Annotated in this window: 18 protein-coding genes; 3 read left to right on the plus strand and 15 right to left on the minus strand. The window is 39.3% G+C overall.

Features of this window, described 5'->3' with window-relative positions; all coding sequences use genetic code 11:
• The first annotated feature begins 136 nt into the window (after positions 1-136).
• From DES48_RS13270 to DES48_RS13280, 3 genes are all read left to right on the plus strand, one after another.
• Entirely contained in the window at positions 137-1,465 is a 1,329-nt protein-coding gene (locus tag DES48_RS13270) for a 6-phospho-beta-glucosidase (protein ID WP_113869871.1), read from the plus strand.
• 232 nt (positions 1,466-1,697) lie between these two features.
• On the plus strand, positions 1,698-2,963 hold the full coding sequence (locus tag DES48_RS13275) for a methyl-accepting chemotaxis protein (protein WP_113869872.1): 1,266 nt from the start codon (positions 1,698-1,700) through the stop codon (positions 2,961-2,963).
• Positions 2,964-3,283: 320 nt separating this feature from the next.
• On the plus strand, positions 3,284-3,898 hold the full coding sequence (locus DES48_RS13280) for a hypothetical protein (protein ID WP_113869873.1): 615 nt from the start codon (positions 3,284-3,286) through the stop codon (positions 3,896-3,898).
• 58 nt (positions 3,899-3,956) lie between these two features.
• Here the strand turns inward: DES48_RS13280 and DES48_RS13285 are convergent, their stop codons facing one another.
• The 15 genes from DES48_RS13285 to purE form a co-directional block, all read right to left on the minus strand.
• Positions 3,957-4,376, minus strand: a complete 420-nt coding sequence (locus tag DES48_RS13285; RefSeq protein ID WP_113869874.1) for a GNAT family N-acetyltransferase — start codon at positions 4,374-4,376, stop codon at positions 3,957-3,959.
• Complete coding sequence (locus DES48_RS13290) at positions 4,366-6,006, minus strand: hypothetical protein (protein WP_113869875.1); 1,641 nt, start codon at positions 6,004-6,006, stop codon at positions 4,366-4,368. Before DES48_RS13290 ends, DES48_RS13285 begins: the two co-directional genes overlap by 11 nt.
• Entirely contained in the window at positions 5,999-6,796 is a 798-nt protein-coding gene (locus DES48_RS13295; protein ID WP_079708694.1) for an ABC transporter ATP-binding protein, read from the minus strand. Before DES48_RS13295 ends, DES48_RS13290 begins: the two co-directional genes overlap by 8 nt.
• 157 nt (positions 6,797-6,953) lie before the next feature.
• On the minus strand, positions 6,954-8,207 hold the full coding sequence (gene purD / locus DES48_RS13300; RefSeq protein WP_113869876.1) for a phosphoribosylamine--glycine ligase: 1,254 nt from the start codon (positions 8,205-8,207) through the stop codon (positions 6,954-6,956).
• 118 nt (positions 8,208-8,325) lie between these two features.
• Positions 8,326-9,867 carry a bifunctional phosphoribosylaminoimidazolecarboxamide formyltransferase/IMP cyclohydrolase gene (purH, locus tag DES48_RS13305; RefSeq protein WP_113869877.1) on the minus strand — a complete coding sequence of 514 codons (1,542 nt, stop codon included), beginning with the start codon at positions 9,865-9,867 and terminating at the stop codon, positions 8,326-8,328.
• A complete protein-coding gene (purN, locus tag DES48_RS13310; RefSeq protein ID WP_113869878.1) occupies positions 9,864-10,469 on the minus strand; it encodes a phosphoribosylglycinamide formyltransferase in 606 nt (201 codons plus the stop codon). Before purN ends, purH begins: the two co-directional genes overlap by 4 nt.
• A complete protein-coding gene (gene purM, locus DES48_RS13315) occupies positions 10,459-11,487 on the minus strand; it encodes a phosphoribosylformylglycinamidine cyclo-ligase (protein ID WP_113869879.1) in 1,029 nt (342 codons plus the stop codon). The genes purN and purM overlap by 11 nt, the downstream gene beginning before the upstream one ends.
• Positions 11,488-11,510: 23 nt before the next feature.
• Positions 11,511-12,923, minus strand: a complete 1,413-nt coding sequence (purF, locus tag DES48_RS13320) for an amidophosphoribosyltransferase (protein WP_113869880.1) — start codon at positions 12,921-12,923, stop codon at positions 11,511-11,513.
• Positions 12,899-15,127, minus strand: coding sequence for a phosphoribosylformylglycinamidine synthase subunit PurL (purL, locus tag DES48_RS13325; protein WP_113869881.1), 2,229 nt, complete (start codon positions 15,125-15,127; stop codon positions 12,899-12,901). The genes purF and purL overlap by 25 nt, the downstream gene beginning before the upstream one ends.
• Positions 15,111-15,794, minus strand: coding sequence for a phosphoribosylformylglycinamidine synthase subunit PurQ (purQ, locus tag DES48_RS13330; RefSeq protein ID WP_113869882.1), 684 nt, complete (start codon positions 15,792-15,794; stop codon positions 15,111-15,113). Before purQ ends, purL begins: the two co-directional genes overlap by 17 nt.
• Positions 15,791-16,042: a phosphoribosylformylglycinamidine synthase subunit PurS gene (gene purS, locus DES48_RS13335; protein WP_079708686.1), complete on the minus strand. Its 252-nt coding sequence runs from the start codon at positions 16,040-16,042 to the stop codon at positions 15,791-15,793. The genes purQ and purS overlap by 4 nt, the downstream gene beginning before the upstream one ends.
• Positions 16,039-16,752 carry a phosphoribosylaminoimidazolesuccinocarboxamide synthase gene (purC, locus tag DES48_RS13340; protein ID WP_113869883.1) on the minus strand — a complete coding sequence of 238 codons (714 nt, stop codon included), beginning with the start codon at positions 16,750-16,752 and terminating at the stop codon, positions 16,039-16,041. The genes purS and purC overlap by 4 nt, the downstream gene beginning before the upstream one ends.
• 27 nt (positions 16,753-16,779) lie before the next feature.
• On the minus strand, positions 16,780-18,075 hold the full coding sequence (purB, locus tag DES48_RS13345; RefSeq protein WP_113869884.1) for an adenylosuccinate lyase: 1,296 nt from the start codon (positions 18,073-18,075) through the stop codon (positions 16,780-16,782).
• A gap of 10 nt (positions 18,076-18,085) precedes the next feature.
• Positions 18,086-19,210, minus strand: a complete 1,125-nt coding sequence (purK, locus tag DES48_RS13350) for a 5-(carboxyamino)imidazole ribonucleotide synthase (RefSeq protein ID WP_113869885.1) — start codon at positions 19,208-19,210, stop codon at positions 18,086-18,088.
• Positions 19,197-19,688 (minus strand): 5-(carboxyamino)imidazole ribonucleotide mutase, encoded by a 492-nt coding sequence (gene purE / locus DES48_RS13355; RefSeq protein ID WP_113869886.1) that lies wholly within the window; start codon positions 19,686-19,688, stop codon positions 19,197-19,199. The genes purK and purE overlap by 14 nt, the downstream gene beginning before the upstream one ends.
• Between the last annotated feature and the right edge of the window lie 36 nt (positions 19,689-19,724).

Genomic DNA, 19,724 nt, shown 5'->3' on the forward strand with positions numbered 1-19,724 from the left:
GAATGTAACAAATTTCTTCTCGTGTGATTTAAAACAAGTTAGTTGTTAGCTGTATACAACGCCTGTTCCTTCCGTTAAGATGAAATCAAAGAAAATGAAAACCTTTTCTTATACTTTAACTATGGAGGGATAGATCATGGCAAAAGGAATTAAAATTGCTACCATTGGTGGCGGCTCTAGCTATACACCTGAACTAGTAGAAGGGTTTATTAACCGTTATGATGAACTACCAATCCGCGAGCTATGGTTAGTGGATATTGAAGCAGGAAAAGAAAAGCTAGAAATTGTTGGGAATTTAGCTAAACGCATGATTAAAAAAGCTGACCTTCCAATTGATGTGCACCTGACATTAGATCGTGAAGAAGCATTACGTGACGCAGATTTTGTCACCACACAATTTCGTGTAGGCTTGTTAGAAGCACGCGCAAAAGATGAACGCATTCCTTTAAAATATGATGTACTTGGACAAGAAACAAACGGGCCTGGGGGATTATTCAAAGGGCTACGAACGATCCCTGTTATTTTAGACATTTGTAAAGATATGGAGCGGCTTTGCCCGAATGCTTGGTTAATTAACTTTACTAATCCTGCTGGCATGGTAACCGAAGCAGTCCTCCGCTATTCGAATATTAAAAAAGTAGTTGGCTTATGTAACGTACCGATTGGCCTTGAAATGGGTATTGCCAAACTACTCGATGTCGATCATTCCCGTATCCACATTGATTTTGCTGGATTAAATCATATGGTATTCGGATTAGATGTATATGTAGATGGTGTTAGCGTCAGAAATAAGGTTATCAATTTATTAACAGATCCTGAAAATACTAGTTTTGTTAAAAATATAGAAGGGCAAGGATGGGAACCGGCATTTATCCGTAGTCTTGGTGTCCTAACCTGTCCATATCATAATTATTATTACAAATCACGCGACATGGTGGAAAAAACCAAAAAAGAAGCAGCAGAAAAAGGAACCCGAGCAGAGGTTGTATTGCGATTAGAAAAAGAGTTATTTGAACTATACAAAGATCCCGAATTAACGATTAAACCACCTCAATTAGAAGAACGCGGTGGGGCATATTACTCCGATGCAGCGGTAAGACTAATCAATTCGATTTACAACGATAAACGTGATATTCAACCAGTTAATACGAGAAACAATGGGGCAATTGCCAGTCTTCCAAATGATTCTGCTGTTGAAGTAAGTTGTGTAATTACAAAGGATGGTCCAAAACCAATTACCGTTGGTGATTTACCAGTTGCTGTCCGTGGTTTAGTACAACAAATCAAGTCATTTGAACGTATCTCAGCGGAAGCAGCAGTTACCGGAAATTATGATACAGCTGTGCTTGCATTAACGATTAATCCATTAACACCCTCTGATACAGTAGCAAAACAAATTGTTGATGAAATGATGGAAGCCCATAAAGAGCATTTACCACAATTTTTTCAAAAAGTAGAAGCATAAACGAACGCGCGCCTTGTTGATAACGGCGCGCTTTTTTTTTGATAAAACATTCCACTTGCCATATTCATCTGTTTTTTCATAATAAATATTAAAAGCACATGATTGTCTTTTGGATAAGAGTTTTGGTATGATACTTTTGTTACTATAAAACTAGGCAAAAAATAATAGGTTTAAAGACCTCTATTAGTGGGGTACATAACTATTACTTTTATCACATACAGGAGGAACTATCATGAAAAAATCAAGTACTATACCTTTTTGGAACAAAATACAGTTTCGGATCATTATCACCCTTATTATTGTATTATTATTCAATTCAACGATTACTAGCCTCATATTAAACTTAATTAACATGACTGGGCTTAATTTAGGTGCAATTGGTATTTGGCTAAACAATTTCTTAAATGTCATTATCACTACCATCATTATAGGACTTTTCTTACATTATTATGTGATTCGGCCTATAAAAAAAATGGAGCAAACCATTCAAGCCTTTGAAAATGGTGAATCTGATGTACATATTAACACCACAGCGAACAATGAACTTGGTGTACTTGGAGAGAGACTAAACCATTTGTTTGAAAACATTGTCAGCTTTCACCATAATCAACAACAACAAATTCAGCTTGTGGAAGATAAGTCTAGTTCAATATCTGATCGAATTAACCAAATGACCAATGACATCGCTTCTCTTCAGCAACACTTCGAAACAATTACCGCTTCTTCTCAAGAACAATTAAGTGCATTCGAAGAGACTAGTGCTGTCGTCGATAACATGAATGGACAATTTCAATCCATTGCCTCTGATTTCGATGAGATCACTACTTCTTTTCATCATATGCGTTCGAAAACGGAAGATGGTGTGTCTAGGATAAATGATTCATCTAAGATGATGCTTGATATCGCGAAACGTTCAGAAGAGACTAAGAATAATATTGTCGAATTAGCAGAAGAAGTGGGTAAAATTAATGAGGTCGTTACATTAATAAATGATATTTCCGAGCAAACCAATCTACTAGCACTAAATGCATCCATTGAAGCAGCACGCGCTGGGGAACACGGAAAAGGCTTCTCAATCGTGGCTGAAGAGGTAAGAAAACTAGCGGAACGCTCAGTAAGTGCAACGGAACAAATCAGACAAACAGTGGAGCATATCCTCCATGATGTTGATCAAATTGCTAAACAATCGGAAGACCGTGCTAATAATATTAACGAAGAATCGAATAAAATTTTAGCTATTAATGAAAGTTTTGAAGAGATTACTTCAAATATTGTTTCTAACATTGATTTAGTCGAGAAGATGAACGAACATACACAGACATTCACTAAATCTAGTGATGAAATTTCTACAACAATGGATCATGTAACTAGTAAAACAGAGCAAACCACAGAACGCATGGTAGAGCTAAATAACACCGTTACAGCTGCCTTAGAGGATATGAAAGATGTAAATACTGAGTTGAATGCTTTAAATGAATCTTTTCAAAAAATAAATTAGACCAGGCGGCTTAAGGTTAGGAAAAGAGCCTAACTATATAAAGTCAATAGTATAACTGAAAAGAATTATTGTTTTTTTACTTATACATTTAGGCATGGAAAATAAGCTTGATGATTTGTGAATTTTTTAAAATTAATCATCAAGCTATATTCTTTAGCTTTAATACTTCTTACAACATCTTCCCTAGTGGTGCGTATTAACTTATTTATATAGTTAGCCTCTTTTATTTTGTTCTTATGGATTCACTACTTTTTTATCTGTGTTAAGATATAATTGAAAAATGCGGGAATTCATAAGTTAATTGCAGAGGAGGAAATAAAATGAAAAAAGTAATCACCCTATCAGCAATCTTATGTTGTTTTTTAGTGACGAGTGCTGGTTGTTCAAACACCCATGGTGATGGGGCGACCATTTCCGTTAATGCTGATTCTGAATATGTGAATACGTTTAACGACTTACATTTAGGATTACTTTTTGATTTTAATTTCAGACTCCCTCATGCTGATGATCGTTGGGTGAAACTATGGGTTGAGAGATACCAAGATGGAAAAAAAGACCTCGAACCATTAACGCAACTATCCTATGGCGAGAGTCCAAATGAGATGGAAGAAGGAAATATAGGATTTGGAATAATTAACCCTAATCAAAAAGACACTTCCGTTTTTCTTTATGCACCAAATATAGTTAATAAACCGGTTATCATCGAGAATAAAACCAAAGAAACCATGACTACTTGGCAATACGGCATTAGTGAAGATGAAGTAACATTAGAAGTAGGTGAAACAAAAATTTTGGCTGCGTATCACGGGGCGGATCATTCAGCGCGTACATGGGATTTACAAGATACGGAGTCTGTCAATAAAATGATTCAACAAGATAGCTTCGTCATGTTATTGAAGATAAAGATCGAAGAAAAACCAACAGAAGCTTCATAGTACAAAATAACGCTTAGATAATTTGAATAAAATCTAAGCGTTATTAAGTCCTTTACCGCTATTTTAATTTTTTACTAAGAAAATATTGATCATACCCTTTTGGACTATCTTCAATCTTCCCAAAAATCTCATATCCATTTTTCAAATAAAAATTAGGCGCTTGAAAACTGAATGTATCGAGATGAATCATTGTACAGTTTTTGTCCCTTGCATAAGCTTCAATCTTTTGTAATAATTCACTTCCGTAACCTTGGTGCCTCACTTTTTCATCGACCCAAAGAAAATCTACATGCACGCGGCCCCAGAACATGGTGCTTGTCAGTCCAGCAACCATTTTATTCATATCATTATAGACGTTGAAATTAATGGTTTCTTTATCTGTCAATAATTCCTTAGGTAGTTTTCCCCTATTATACGCAATTAGTTGCTCACGAATATACTTACTATCTGCTTGTGTGTTACTTTGACTAATTTTCATCGATTCTTTCCTTTCCTTGACTCCTATTTTTGAACACCGTTCTCCACGTCAACCAATTCACAATTAATAAAACGAGTAGATAGCCATAGATTCCGAACGGTATTTTACTTATTAGAAAATGGATGCCGGCAAAAGCTCCAATAATAAACATGGTGAGAAATGTTATTGCGGTATTGGTATTCTGCGAAAATGAAAATGATTGTGAAAATGGATAAACTTCATTATTTATCATTCGGTAGCTAATCACAACATACATCAATCCTACCAATATCATAGCGATAATATCAGGAAGTATTGAAAAATCACCAAATAGAATCAAGAAAATGACACTCAAGACTAAAATAATTGGTAAATATAGTTTCGTAATAAAAGCTTTTAATGTCGCTTTGTATAGCAGACTTGGATCAGCCAACGGTAGAGCTTTATAGATCCAACTACCTCGATATTTATCGGAAAACTTTAGCATGTGCACCACATTTGGTGTCATCAAACTTGCAAAATAAATAGTTAAGAAAGCATAAGGTGCATTAAGATCGGTTTGGATAATATTAAACAATATAATAAACGGCATCACGATAGAGAAACCTAGCGACGGATACACTTTTAGTTTAAATTCGCGTTCGTTACTAATCAATTTAGAAGAAAAATGAAATATTGCGCGCTCTTCGGCACTTCTACATATTATTTTACCTATCCATTGTTGTAAGCGATGTTTACGAACTTTCATTGGGCCACTTGATTGCATCATTTTTTGAAGGTTTTGTTCAAATGATGGAATTAATTTTAGATACAGAATAAACGATAACGTTGGCACGAGAACTGCAATGACAGAAAATAAAATAATATAGCTTGCTTGATTCCCCTGTAGTAATAATTCAAACGGAGCAGCAAACCACATCGGCGGAATGAATAAGTGCCACCAATGCCATCCAAATGAAATCTCTAAGTCTACAAATTCAAACGATCTTACAACGATTTGATAGCCTACTAAAATCGCAACGGAAAGGAATATCTGCACATAATTTATAATGTCTTTTAACCGTTCGCCATCAAAGAAGCGCAAGATGGCTATATAGATTAACGCTGTTAGTACAATAATAAACAACGTAATAAACACGATCTCAAGCATAAACAGCAAACTAAATACAATGCCTTTTACCGCAATCGCAACAATAAAAGGAATAAGAATAAATGCCACGGTCAGATGGGTCATGTAAATAATGACATGCATCATCTTTGCCGCTGAAATGGTCTTTTGTTCGATCGGTTTGGTATGTAAGATCGCTTTATCACGCACATCTAATAATACACTCGAGAAATCGGCAACCATTGAAGTCATTAGAATAAACATGGTTATCCCAAACACAATACTCATTTGATACAAATAATTGTCACCTATAATTAAAAAAGGGATTAAAATTAAACCATAGAAGGCATAGAGTAATAATGATTTATAAAACGCATGGTTACCGTCCTTTTGTTTAGTATCTTGAAAAATGGTAGGCACACGTCGTTGATCCATTGTTAGTTTACTCGCCAAAATAGCACGCATGGTCGCATAATCAACTTTAAAAAGACGGAATAGGCTAGCCAATCGATCTAAAATTTTTAATGCAAAATGATTATTCATGCTCTCGCCCCTCATGTACAATCGAAACAATATCGGAAGCTATTTGCTCATGTTCATTAAATCCGGTTAATTCGTTGAAAATTTGCTCCAACGATCCCTCATTTTCCGCTTTTAATTGGTCAAATGTGCCATCAGCGATAACTTTTCCGTCCTTTAGTAAGATAATACGATTACTGATTTTCTCAACGACATCCATGATATGAGAAGAATAAAAAATCGTTTTGCCCTCTGCTGCAAGTTGATCCATCATTTCTTTCACAATCATCACACTGTTGGCATCCAGACCGCTTAGCGGTTCATCAAAAAATAAAAGTTCGGGATCATGCAAAATACTAGATATGATTAATAACTTTTGCTTCATCCCTTTTGAATAAGAAGAGATTCGACTATTCATTACCTCAGACATTCCAAACTTATCCATCAAACGAGTAATCTTTGATTCTAGTACCTCTGTATCCATTCCATACATTTGACCGATAAATTGTAAATATTCTGCCGCAGTCAAATTATCATAGATTTCCCCATTTTCAGGAACATAACCGATTTTGCGTTTATAGGATACATCACTCTTCGCAATATCTTGACCAAAAATTTCTACCTTGCCATTATATTTATCAATTAAACCAAGCATGATTTTTACGGTCGTACTTTTGCCTGCACCATTTGGACCAATGTAACCAATGATTTGTCCACGAAATACTTCAAAATCGACACCAACTAATACCGGCTTACCACTAAAAGTTTTTGTTAAGTTTTCTATTTTTAGTACGCTTTCTTGTTCAGTAGTAATCGCTCTTCACCATCCTTTTTATAAGTTTCTCTTTACACCTTAACATATTTTACCTACCCATAGCTTAACCTCATGAAGAAAGTACATTTTAGTAAGATTTATCTTGACTCCTTAAACATACGAAAAAAGATGCGGATAAGTTCCACATCTTTTTTGATTACTTTTCTCCAATATCTTTTCGATAGAAGAACTCTTCATTATGTTTAAATACACGATTTAAATACGTATACACTTCAGTTCTAGCTTGGGATATCGTAGCTTGCACGGCACCAACTAGTAATACCCTTCCTCCAGTGGAAACGAATGTATCCTCTTTATTTTTCGCAGTTCCAGCATGGACTATGTAGCACGAGGAAGATGCGTTTAATCTAGGCAAAGCGATTTGCTTTTGATAGCTACCTGGATAGCCTTGAGAAGCGACAACTGTCCCAACTGCAAAACCTTTGTGCCAGGATAATTGTGGATCTTCGTCATTCATCACATCGATGATTACTTGTAATAAATCATTCTTTAATAGCGGTAGAATAACTTGTGTTTCCGGGTCACCTAATCTTGCATTAAATTCAATCACTTGTGGACCATTTGCGGTTTCAATTAATCCGCCGTATAAAATTCCAGTAAACGGTCGCCCCTCCGCTACCATTCCTTTTGCAGCAGGTTTCAAAATGGTTTCAATCGCAGTATCAATCACATGCTGAGGAAGATCAGGAACCGGAGCAAACGCGCCCATGCCACCAGTATTTGGCCCTTCATCTTGATCAAATGCTCGTTTATGATCTCTAGCAGGTACCAATGGATAGACATTTTCTCCGTTAACAAATGCCATTAGAGAAAATTCTTTACCAGCTAAAAAGGATTCAATCACCACTTGCGCGCCTGCTGCACCAAATTTGTTATCAATTAGCATATGTTCAACAGCTTCAATCGCTTGTTCCGTTGTTTCCGCGACAACAACACCTTTTCCAGCTGCGAGACCATCTGCTTTTATCACAATTGGTGCGCCTTTTTCGTAAATATATGCTTTTGCTTGTGTGACATCGGTAAACGTTACGTAGGTAGCTGTTGGAATCTGGTGACGATGCATAAAGGCTTTAGCAAAGTCTTTACTTCCTTCAATGATTGCCGCTTTCTGGTTAGGACCGAAAATGTTAAGTTCTGCTTCTTGGAATGCATCGACAATTCCTTTGGTTAGCGGTACTTCAGGCCCAACAATCGTCCAGTCGATTGCTGCTTCTTGAGCAAAGGCAACTAACTCATCAATTGCATCATCTTTCATTGGCACACATGTCGCATCTTCAGCAATTCCGCCATTCCCAGGTGCAGCATATATCGAGTTCACCAGCTCACTTTGTGCTAACTTTTTTATGATACTATGCTCTCTTCCGCCACTTCCAACAACTAGAACCTTCACCTACAATCCCCCATTAGTTGATTATTTTTGGCACTTGATCATTTTATTAATCTAAAAATGTTCCATGCACTCTGATGTTGTTGCAACTTCCATCCGGCCAGACTCATACAACTCCAGCTTAATGCTTGAAGTGACGCATTCCTGTGAATACCATCGCCATACCGTATTGATTGCAGACGTCGATGGAATCTTGATCACGTTTGGATCCACCTGGTTGTATAATTGCTTTCACGCCTGCTTTTGCTGCTGTTTCCACCGTATCAGGCATTGGAAAAAATGCGTCAGAAGCTAGCACAGCTCCATTCGCTTTCCCACCTGCTTGTTCTAAAGCGATTGCTGCTGCACCGACTCGATTCATCTGACCTGCGCCGACGCCAAGTGTTTGTTGCTCGTTGGCTACGACAATTGCATTGGATTTCACGTGTTTTACGACTTTCCAGGCAAACAATAAAGAAGCTAATTCTTGTTCAGTTGGCTTTCTTTCGGTAGCAACAGTCACATCTTTTGCAGTCACCTCACCAAAATCACGGTCCTGTACCAACAATCCGCCAACTACGCTAACAACTTTTTCTTTATCCGATTGGTTCATCTCGATTGGTGTTTGAAGTAACCGAATATTTGGTTTAACCGTTAATATCGCTAACGCTTCTTCTGTAAAACTTGGAGCGATGACAATCTCTAAGAAGATCTCTTTCAATTGCTTGGCTGTTGCCACATCCACTTCTCGATTGAGTGCAACAATTCCGCCAAAGATTGATGTAGAATCAGCGGCATACGCTTTGGTGAATGCTTCAGAAATTGTCGATCCCATACCTACGCCACATGGATTCATATGTTTCACCGCTACCGCTGTGGGTTGGGCATCGCCAAATTCTAGGACAATTTCTAATGCTGCATTAGCATCTTGAATATTGTTATAAGACAGTTCTTTTCCATGCAATTGTGTTGCATTTGCAATTGATGCTCCTTTTCCGTTTGGGTCTTTATAAAAGGCCGCATGTTGGTGCGGATTTTCCCCATAACGTAGGCTTTGGACTTTTTCATATGTCTTCGTATATGTATTTGGATCTTGTTCTTCTGTTATTTCATTAAAATAATTCGCAATTAATGCATCATAATTTGCCGTGTGACGAAATACTTTTGCAGCTAATTGCTTACGGTAAGCTACTGTTTCTTTGCTGTCTTTTGCTAACTGTTCAAGGACTTCTTCATAATCATGAGGATTTACCACGACTGTTACATCACGAAAATTCTTAGCTGCGGCACGTAACATCGTTGGTCCACCGATATCGATATTTTCAATGGCATCCGCTTCAGTCACATCTGGTTTTGCAATGGTTTCTTTGAATGGATAAAGATTCACTGCTACTACATCAATTGGTGCAATCTCGCGTACTTGTAATTCGTTTTGATGGGTTGGATCATCACGTCTTGCTAATAATCCAGCATGAATATACGGATGTAATGTTTTTACTCGTCCACCTAAAATTTCATCAAACTGCGTCACACTAGCAACGGATTGTGCTTGCACACCTGCTTCTTGCAAAACTTTCAACGTTCCCCCTGTGGAGATGATGTCAAACCCGATTTTTTCTAACCCTTGCGCAAAAGGAATAACGCCGGTTTTATCTGATACACTAATTAACGCTCGTTTTTTCATGTCGTTGTGTTTCCTCCTCTACTGTATTCATTATGAATCACTCGCTCGATAACAGCTGGATAAAGTCTGTGTTCCACTGTCTGAATCTGTTTTTGCAAGTTTTCTTTATTGATGCCTGGTTGTACGTTGACAGCTTCTTGGGCAATGATCTCACCGGTATCCATGCCTTCATCAACATAATGAATCGTTACACCGGTAACTTTGACACCAGCTTGAAAGGCTTGCCCGATCGCATCTAATCCTGGAAAAGCTGGTAATAAGGATGGATGGATGTTCAGAATCCTACCTTCATAAGCATGAAGTAATGTCGGACCAATTAAACGCATATAACCTGCTAAAATAATCCAGTCAATGTTGGCTGCGTGCAAATGTTCCATCACTTCTGTTTCAAATGCAGCTTTTGATGGGTACACTTTGGGCTCGAAAGTGAAAGTTGGTGTACCATTGTTTCTAGCTTTGTCGATTACTTTTGCAGTTGGTTTATCCGAAACCACAAGCGTAAGCTCCGCAGCTACTTCATTTCGTTCAATCGCATGAAAAATAGCATCATAATTACTACCAGTTCCAGAAGCAAAAACCGCCAATCTTGGTTTACCGCTCACGTATTCTCACCCCAGCTTCTGCTGTCACTTCCCCGATAACGGTGGCTTTCTCACCTTTTTCTGATAGGACTTCAAGTGCTTGTTCAACTTGATCATTAGCGACAATCACAGCCATTCCAATTCCCATATTAAACACACCAAACATATCTTGATCAGATAGATTTCCTTGTGCTTGTAAATAGCTGAAAATTGGAGGCAATTGCCAGCTTCCTTGATAGAACCTAGCGCCTAGCTGTTCAGGTAACGCTCTTGGGATATTCTCATAAAATCCGCCACCAGTCAGATGGCTAATCCCTTTAATCGTTATCGCTTGCTTTAATTGTTGGATTACTTTGGTATAAATACGTGTTGGCGTAAGTAGTGCTTCGCCCAAAGTCGAATCTAATGCCTCTATATATTCATCCAGTTGCAAACCTTGATCTTTGATGATTTTTCGAACTAATGAAAAACCATTGGAGTGAACACCGCTAGAAGCAATCCCAATGATTTGATCGCCAGGTTGAATTGTCTCACCGGTAATAATCGCTTTTTTGTCAGCAATACCCACGACAAAACCAGCTAAGTCGTATTCGCCTGCTTGATACATCCCTGGCATTTCCGCTGTTTCGCCACCTATTAAGGCACAGCCACTTTCAACACATCCTTCGCTAATCCCTTTAACAATCTGCTCCATTTGTTCAGGATTATTTTTACCACATGCAATGTAATCCAAAAAGAACAGCGGATCAGCTCCTTGAGCGACAATGTCATTCACACACATGGCGACTAAATCAATACCTACGGTGTTATGTTGTTCCATTTCAAAAGCGAGTTTTAGCTTTGTTCCGACGCCATCGGTTCCTGACACTAACACTGGTTCTTTGTAAGTAAATCCACTAATGTCGAATAATCCTGCAAAAGCGCCTACTCCCCCAATGACTTCCGGACGATTTGTTGTTTTAATATGCTTTTTCATTAAATCGACTGCTTTGTAGCCGGCATGCACGTCAACACCAGCTTCTTTGTACCGATCGCTCATGTAATCAGCTCCCTTTTGCAAGATTAATCTTTATACGCAGGAATGATGGTATCTGGATAAATTTCTGTTGGATAGTTTCCAGTGAAACACGCTTGGCAAATCCCGTGATCCATTGAATTTGTGTCTGATACAATCGATTTTTCTAACCCTTCAGTTGTTAAATAAGAAAGACTATCTGCACCGATTAATTCACAAATTTCATCAATGGAATAATTAGAAGCGATCAATTCCCCTTTGGTAGAAGTATCAATCCCGTAATAACATGGATTTTCAATTGGTGGTGAAGCAATGCGTACATGGACTTCTGTCGCACCTGCTTCTTTCAACAACCCGACGATTCGACGGCTAGTCGTTCCACGTACAATGGAATCATCTACCATGACGACACGTTTCCCTTCGACAATTCCACGTACAGCAGATAGTTTCATTTTTACCCCTTGTTCGCGCAATTCTTGCGATGGTTGGATGAATGTACGACCGACATAACGGTTTTTAATCAATCCTAATTCGTACGGAATACTACTTGCTTCAGAAAAACCAATTGCCGCTGATATACTCGAATCTGGTACGCCAGTCACAACATCTGCTTCGACAGGTGATTCTTTGGCAAGCTGTTTTCCCATTGTTTTTCTACTGGCATGCACATTTTGCCCATCTAAATTACTATCTGGTCGTGAAAAATAGACATACTCCATCGAGCAAAGCGTGCGTTGCATTGGTGATGCAAATGAGGTACTGTGTAAGCCGGTGTCATCAATAGTGATTAATTCCCCTGGCTTCACTTCACGAATATAAGTCGCACCAATTAAATCAAATGCGCATGTTTCTGAAGCAACGACATACGCTTCTCCCAATCTCCCAATCGACAGTGGGCGCAATCCTCTTGGATCTAGTGCAACAAATAATTTATCTTCCGTCAAAATGGAAAATGCATATGCGCCTTTGATCATACCAAGTGCTTGTTTAATTGATTCTTCCATTTGTACATTGCAACTTCGTTTAATTAAGTGTGCAATTACTTCAGTATCAGATGTCGTTTGCAGGATACTTCCTTGTGCTTCTAATTGGTTTTTTAAGGCTTGTGCATTAACGAGATTTCCGTTATGCGCTAGTGCCATGCTATTTTTCTGTGATCGAAATAACAACGGTTGGACGTTTTCGTAACCACCACCACCTTGGGTAGCGTAACGAACATGCCCTAATGCGGCGCTGCCTTTCAAACGGGTAAACTGCCCTTCTTGAAATACTTCATTAATTAACCCATTACCTTTATGGAGATGAAGTGTCTCTCGATCGCTTGTTACAATTCCAGCCCCTTCTTGTCCACGATGTTGCATGGCATGTAAACCGTAATAAGTCATCTCAGCGGCTTTTTCGTGCCCCCAGATGGCAAACACACCACATTCTTCATTTAAGCCTTTGATTTCAGTAAGCATGGAATAGCCCCTTTCCACAAGGATTGTAGCTGCGTTACCGATTCATCAATTAGCGCTTCGTTATTATGATGAACGACAAGTCTGCTAGTGTCAGTTACATATCCAAGTAAATGAGCGTCAGCGATTGTTGCTTCAAAAGCGGCTTGATGTTCTGGTTTTACGGAGAGGAGAAAACGTGATTGGGTTTCACTAAATAAAGCAGCTGTTGCATCTTCAGTTACGTTCACCTCACAACCAAGCTGTTGATCAGTAAATAAACTCTCCGCTAATGCAACGCCCAACCCGCCTTCTGCTAGATCATGCGCAGATGCGACTAGATCGGATTGAATGGCCGTTAAAATTTGCATTTGACGGGTTGCTTCAACAGCTAAATCAATGGATGGTGCTTTTCCAAAATAACGTTTTTCCAACAAATTCTGCAGTTCGCTTCCGCCGAATTCAGGTTTCGTTTCGCCGATGACATAGATCATATCCCCTATATGTTGGAAAAAGGATGGGGTGATATCCGCTAAAGATGCGTGCAAACCAACCATACCAACGACTGGTGTAGGGAAAATTGATTGCCCGTTTGATTCGTTATATAGTGAAACATTTCCACTAATTACGGGTGTGTTTAACGCAAGACTAGCTTCACTCATGCCCTCTACACTTTTCTCCATTTGCCAGAAGTTCTCTGGTTTATCTGGATTACCAAAATTAAGTCCATCAGTTAATGCAAGCGGCTTAGCACCAGAGCAGATAATGTTTCGGGCCGCCTCTGCCACGGCAATTTTCCCACCTGTTTCTGGATCTAAATAAATGTAGCGAGAATTACAATCGGTTGTCATGGCAAGTGCTTTATCATAACCATTCACACGAACAACTGCTGCAGATGAGCCAGGCGCGAACACAGTATTGGCTTGCACCATGGAATCATATTGATCATAAACATATTCTTTGCTTGCAATCGTTGGTTGTTGTAATAAGCTTTTTAATGTGTCTGCGTGATCCATAACGGTTGGAAGATATTCCGTCATTGCTTGGAATTCTTCAAAATAGCTTGGTACGGCGGATGGTTTGTAATAGACAGGAGCATCTTCAGCTAAAGAATCCACTGGAATATCTGTCACAACCTCGCCTTTATGTAATAATCGGAATTGTTTATCATCCGTGACATGCCCTACCGCAACTGCTTCCAAATCATACTTCGCAAATACATCTTGGATTTCTTTTTCTCGACCTTTTTGAACAACTAATAACATTCGTTCTTGCGATTCAGACAACATCATTTCGTAAGCCGTCATATTTTCCTCGCGTTGCGGAATTAAGTCTAGATTCATTTCCATGCCTGTTCCTGCCTTACTAGCCATTTCACTTGCCGAAGACGTAAGACCAGCCGCGCCCATATCCTGCATCCCAACTAGCGCATCGGAATGGATTACTTCCAGACAAGCTTCAATTAAAAGTTTTTCCATAAAAGGATCGCCAACTTGCACAGAGGAGCGTTTGCTTTCCGAATCTTCCGTTAAATCTTCCGAAGCAAAAGTGGCGCCATGAATCCCGTCACGACCTGTTTTTGAACCAACATATAAAACGGTATTGCCGATACCAGCTGCAAGCCCTTTTTGCATATCTTTTTGATCAATAAGCCCGACACACATAGCATTAACGAGTGGATTGCCTTGATAGCTATCATCAAATTGAATTTCGCCACCTACCGTTGGCACGCCCACACAGTTACCATAACCAGCAATACCATGGACAATCTCGTCAAATAAATACTTCACGCGTCCATTGGTTAAGTTGCCAAAACGCAAGGAATTTAACGAGGCAATTGGCCTTGCTCCCATTGAGAACACATCACGAATAATGCCTCCGACACCAGTAGCAGCTCCTTGATAAGGCTCTACTGCAGAAGGGTGGTTGTGGCTTTCAATTTTAAACACAACCGCTTGCCCATCGCCAATATCTACGACACCTGCACCTTCTCCAGGTCCTTGTAACACATGCGGTGCTTTAGTAGGAAATTTCTTTAATAACGGTTTGGAAGTTTTATAGCTACAGTGCTCTGACCACATCACAGAAAAGATACCTACCTCTGTAAAATTCGGCAATCTACCTAGAATTTTTTTTATCGTAGAAAACTCTTCATCCGTAATACCCATTTCTTGATACACACGATCTGCTTCAATTACTTCTGGGGTGATCTCAGGCGCCTGCAACATATACTTTCCTCCAATTTTCTAGTATTGATTGAAATAATTTCAAACCATCAGCTGAACCTAGAATCGCTTCTGAAGCTCGTTCGGGATGTGGCATCATGCCTAGTACATTCCCCGCTTCATTGACAATCCCTGCAATATCAGCAACTGAACCATTCGGGTTTGTTTGATAGGTAAAAACAATTTGATTATTTGCTTGCAAGCTAGCAAGTGTCGCTTCATCACAATAGTAGTTTCCTTCTTGGTGCGCAATCGGAATAGAAACGATTGCATCTTGCACATAGTTACTCGTAAACATGGTGGTATTATTGACGACACGTAAACCTTCCTGATGGCACATGAATTTTAATTTCTTATTCTGTAACATCGCACCTGGTAACAGACCGGATTCAAGCAATATCTGAAAACCATTGCATACGCCTAAAATAGGTTTGCCAAGCGCAGCTTGTTCTTTCACTTGGGTAACAATATCAGATGTAGAGGCAATCGCACCGGAGCGCAAATAATCGCCATAAGAGAAACCACCGGGTAATAGAATAGCATCATAGTTTGCTAGATTTGCTCCTTGATACCAGACTAATTCCGCTTCTTCTTCTAAGGCATTCGTCACTGCATGATACATATCTCGATCACAGTTGGAACCTGGGAACACAATGACAGCAAATTTCACAGTGGGACGACCTCCTCCACGGTATAACTATAATTCTCAATCACTGGATTTGCCAAAAGCTTCTCACACATCGTTTCTACTTGCTGTTCAATGGAAGCATCATCTTCTACTACCAATTCCATGTACTTACCAACACGGACCTCTTTAACAGTGTCGTATCCTAAGGTTTCCAATGAATGCTGTACCGCTTTTCCTTGTGGATCTAGTACACCTTCTTTTAATGTAATATGAATCAATACTTTTTTCATTTGACAGCCTCCAGTCGTTGCAAAATTGCATCATAAACTTCTATTAAGTCGCCCAAATCTTCTCGAAAAACATCTTTATCCATTTTTTCACCAGTGGTCAGATCCCACAATCGACAGGTATCTGGTGATATCTCATCAGCTAGTACAATTTCTCCTTGCGCATTACGCCCAAACTCAAGCTTAAAATCTACTAATGCTAAGCCGACTTGTTGAAAAAATGGCTGTAATTTTTCATTCACTTGCAATGCCATTTGTTTAATCGTTGCTAAATTCGTACCTGTGGCATCTGTCAGTAATCGTGCGTGTTCATCATTTATGATTGGATCGCCAAGTTGATCATCTTTGTAATATAACTCAAGAAGAGGTGACGTGAATGCTGTTTTCTCTGGGATGCCTAATCTCCTCGTAATACTACCAGCCGCGATATTTCGTACGACTACTTCTAACGGGATGATTGTCGTTTTCTCTACTAGTTGTTCCGTATCATTTAATTGTTGTTTAAAATGACTAGCTATACCATTTGTTTGTAAATACGTAAATATTGCCGAGGAAATAAGGTTGTTGTAGCGACCTTTTCCTTGAAAGACTGCCTGTTTCTCCCCGTTAAAAGCTGTTGCATCATTTTTGTATGATAAAATAAGCGCGTCTGGATCTTCTGTTACCATAAATACTTGCTTTGCTTTTCCTTCATACAACAGATTTCCCTTCACGTTCCGTCACCTCTCCCCACTATATAATTATGCTAAGCCGATTTTTTCAAAAATCGCGTCTACATTTTTCAGATGATACGTATAATCAAAACAATCGTCTACTTGTTCTTTGGATAAAGTTGCCATAATTTTCTCTTCTTGTTCAATTAGCGTACGGAAAGGCGTTGCCGTTTCCCAAGCCTTCATTGCATTGGGTTGGACAATATCGTACGCTTCTTCACGACTCATCCCTTGATCAATTAACGAAAGTAACACACGCTGTGAAAAAATAACGCCATAGGTACGACCAATGTTACGTTTCATATTCTCAGGGAATACGGTTAGATTTTTAACGATGTTACGGAAACGGTTCAACATGTAATTAAGCGCGATAGTTGCATCTGGCAGAATAACGCGCTCTGCAGAAGAGTGTGAAATATCTCGTTCATGCCAAAGTGTGACATTCTCATACGCCGTCATCATATAACCTCTGATGACTCTCGCCATTCCTGTCATATTTTCAGAACCAATTGGATTACGTTTATGTGGCATTGCAGACGACCCTTTTTGTCCTTTAGCAAAAAACTCTTCTACTTCACGCGTTTCGGTTTTTTGTAAGCCACGAATTTCTGTTGCAAATTTTTCAACGGAACTTGCGATTAGTGCTAGTGTTGATAGGTATTGAGCATGACGATCACGTTGCAACGTTTGTGTCGAAACTGGCGCAGCTGAAAGTCCAAGTTTGTCACAAACAAACGATTCCACAAATGGATCAATGTTTGCATATGTTCCTACCGCACCGGATAGTTTACCAGTTTCAATCACTTTCGCTGCCGCATCAAATCGCTCTAAATTTCGTTTCATTTCTTCATACCATAGCGCCATTTTCAACCCAAATGTCGTCGGTTCTGCATGGACACCATGCGTTCTTCCCATCATAACCGTATGTTTGTGTTCCAAAGCTTTTTCTTTTAACACATCAATAAATTGCACAATATCATTACGAATAACACTGTTTGCTTGTTTTAAGACATACGATAATGCTGTATCTACTACATCTGTAGATGTTAAACCGTAGTGCACCCACTTCTTCTCGTCCCCTAAACTTTCGGACACGGCACGCGTAAATGCCACCACGTCGTGACGTGTTTCTTGTTCAATCTCTAGAATACGACCAATATCAAACGAAGCGTTTTGGCGAAGTTTTTCCACATCTTCTTTCGGAATAACACCTAATTCACTCCACGCTTCGCATGCTAAAATCTCTACCTCAAGCCAAGCTTGATACTTGTTTTCATCTGTCCATATGGTACCCATTTCTTCTCTGGTATAACGTTCAATCATAAGCTGCCTCCTACATGTTTATCTGATTATTTACTTCCAACGTTTGATTTAATGCTTTGATGTTTTCTCCGATATACGTTACATGACCCATCTTGCGCTTTGGTTTATTTTCTGCTTTACCGTACATATGAAAATGTCCTGGCAACCGATCCATCTCTGCTAAATAGGGTTCAATATCTTGACCAAGTAAATTGACCATGATAGCTGCACCATGAAAATAAACAGGTAATGGTGCCAAACCACATATCGCTCGAATATGTTGTTCAAATTGCGATACATTACATGCTTCAATGGTGTAATGCCCCGAGTTGTGCGGACGAGGTGCTAATTCGTTAATGTACAACTGATCGCCTTGCACAAATATTTCAATCGCAAACGTACCAATCACACCAATCGTTTCCGCAATCGCTTTTGCTGCTTGTTTTGCTTGATTAGCTAAATGCACCGATATAGTCGCAGGTGCTTGTGTCATATAAAGAATGTGGTCTCGATGGGTATTTTCGGCGATTGGAAAAAAACTTATGCTCCCATCGGCAAAACGCGTGAACACAACAGAAATCTCTCGATCAAATGGAACCCAGCTTTCCACAATTACCCGTTCATTGTCTTCTACTAGCTTCACCGCTGCTTCGAGATCTTCTTTCGTTTGTAGTTTGACCTGTCCTTTGCCATCATAACCCCCTCGACAAGTTTTCACGACACATGGATAGCCAATATTCGCTATAGCTTCGAATAATTCTGGCTCATTATGTACAATCACGAATGGAGCAACGGGTTGATTGCTAGCTACCATAGCTGCTTTTTCTTTTTCCCTGTCTTGTGTGATTGCTAACGAGTTTGCCCCTTGTGGAAGTAACCCTTTTGCTTCTAAAAATTGAGCTGCTGCTAGATCAACATTTTCAAATTCATACGTAATCACGTCACTTTGCTCTGCTAGTTTCGCTACTGCTGCTTGATCATTATATGCTGCTACAATGTGGTGATCTGCGACCTGTGCAGTGGGACAATCAGGGGTTGGGTCCAAGACAGCGATGCGATAACCCATATGTTTGGCTGCAGTCGCCATCATCCTACCTAATTGCCCACCACCAATAATACCAATTGTAGAACCGAATAGAAATCTATTTTGTGGCAAGATCTTCCCTCATTTCTGTCACCTTTTGTTTCAATGTCTCTTTGTAGGTTGCTAACCGATCAGCAACCGATGGATCAAACGCTCCTATTATTTGCGTAGCTAATAATCCTGCATTTTTTGCGCCAGCCGTTCCAATCGCGACAGTAGCGACCGGCACTCCACCAGGCATTTGCACAATGGAAAGTAACGAGTCTATGCCATCGAGAGCTTTTGTTTGAACAGGAATACCGATAACTGGGAGCGTAGTTTTTGCTGCAACCATGCCTGGTAAATGCGCAGCACCACCAGCACCAGCAATAATAACTTTTAACCCTTTACTTCTTGCCTGTTCTGCATATTGAAACATATCTTCTGGCGTACGATGTGCAGAAATGATTTCTTTTTCATAACTAATTTCGAGTGCTTCTAACGTTTCACAGGTATGTTGCATTGTTTCCCAATCCGAAATACTTCCCATAATCACGCCTACGTCAGCCATGTTGACCCTCATTTCGTTATTATTTACATAAAAAAA

The sequence above is a fragment of the Paraliobacillus ryukyuensis genome (assembly GCF_003315295.1).
Classification (GTDB): domain Bacteria; phylum Bacillota; class Bacilli; order Bacillales; family Amphibacillaceae; genus Paraliobacillus; species Paraliobacillus ryukyuensis.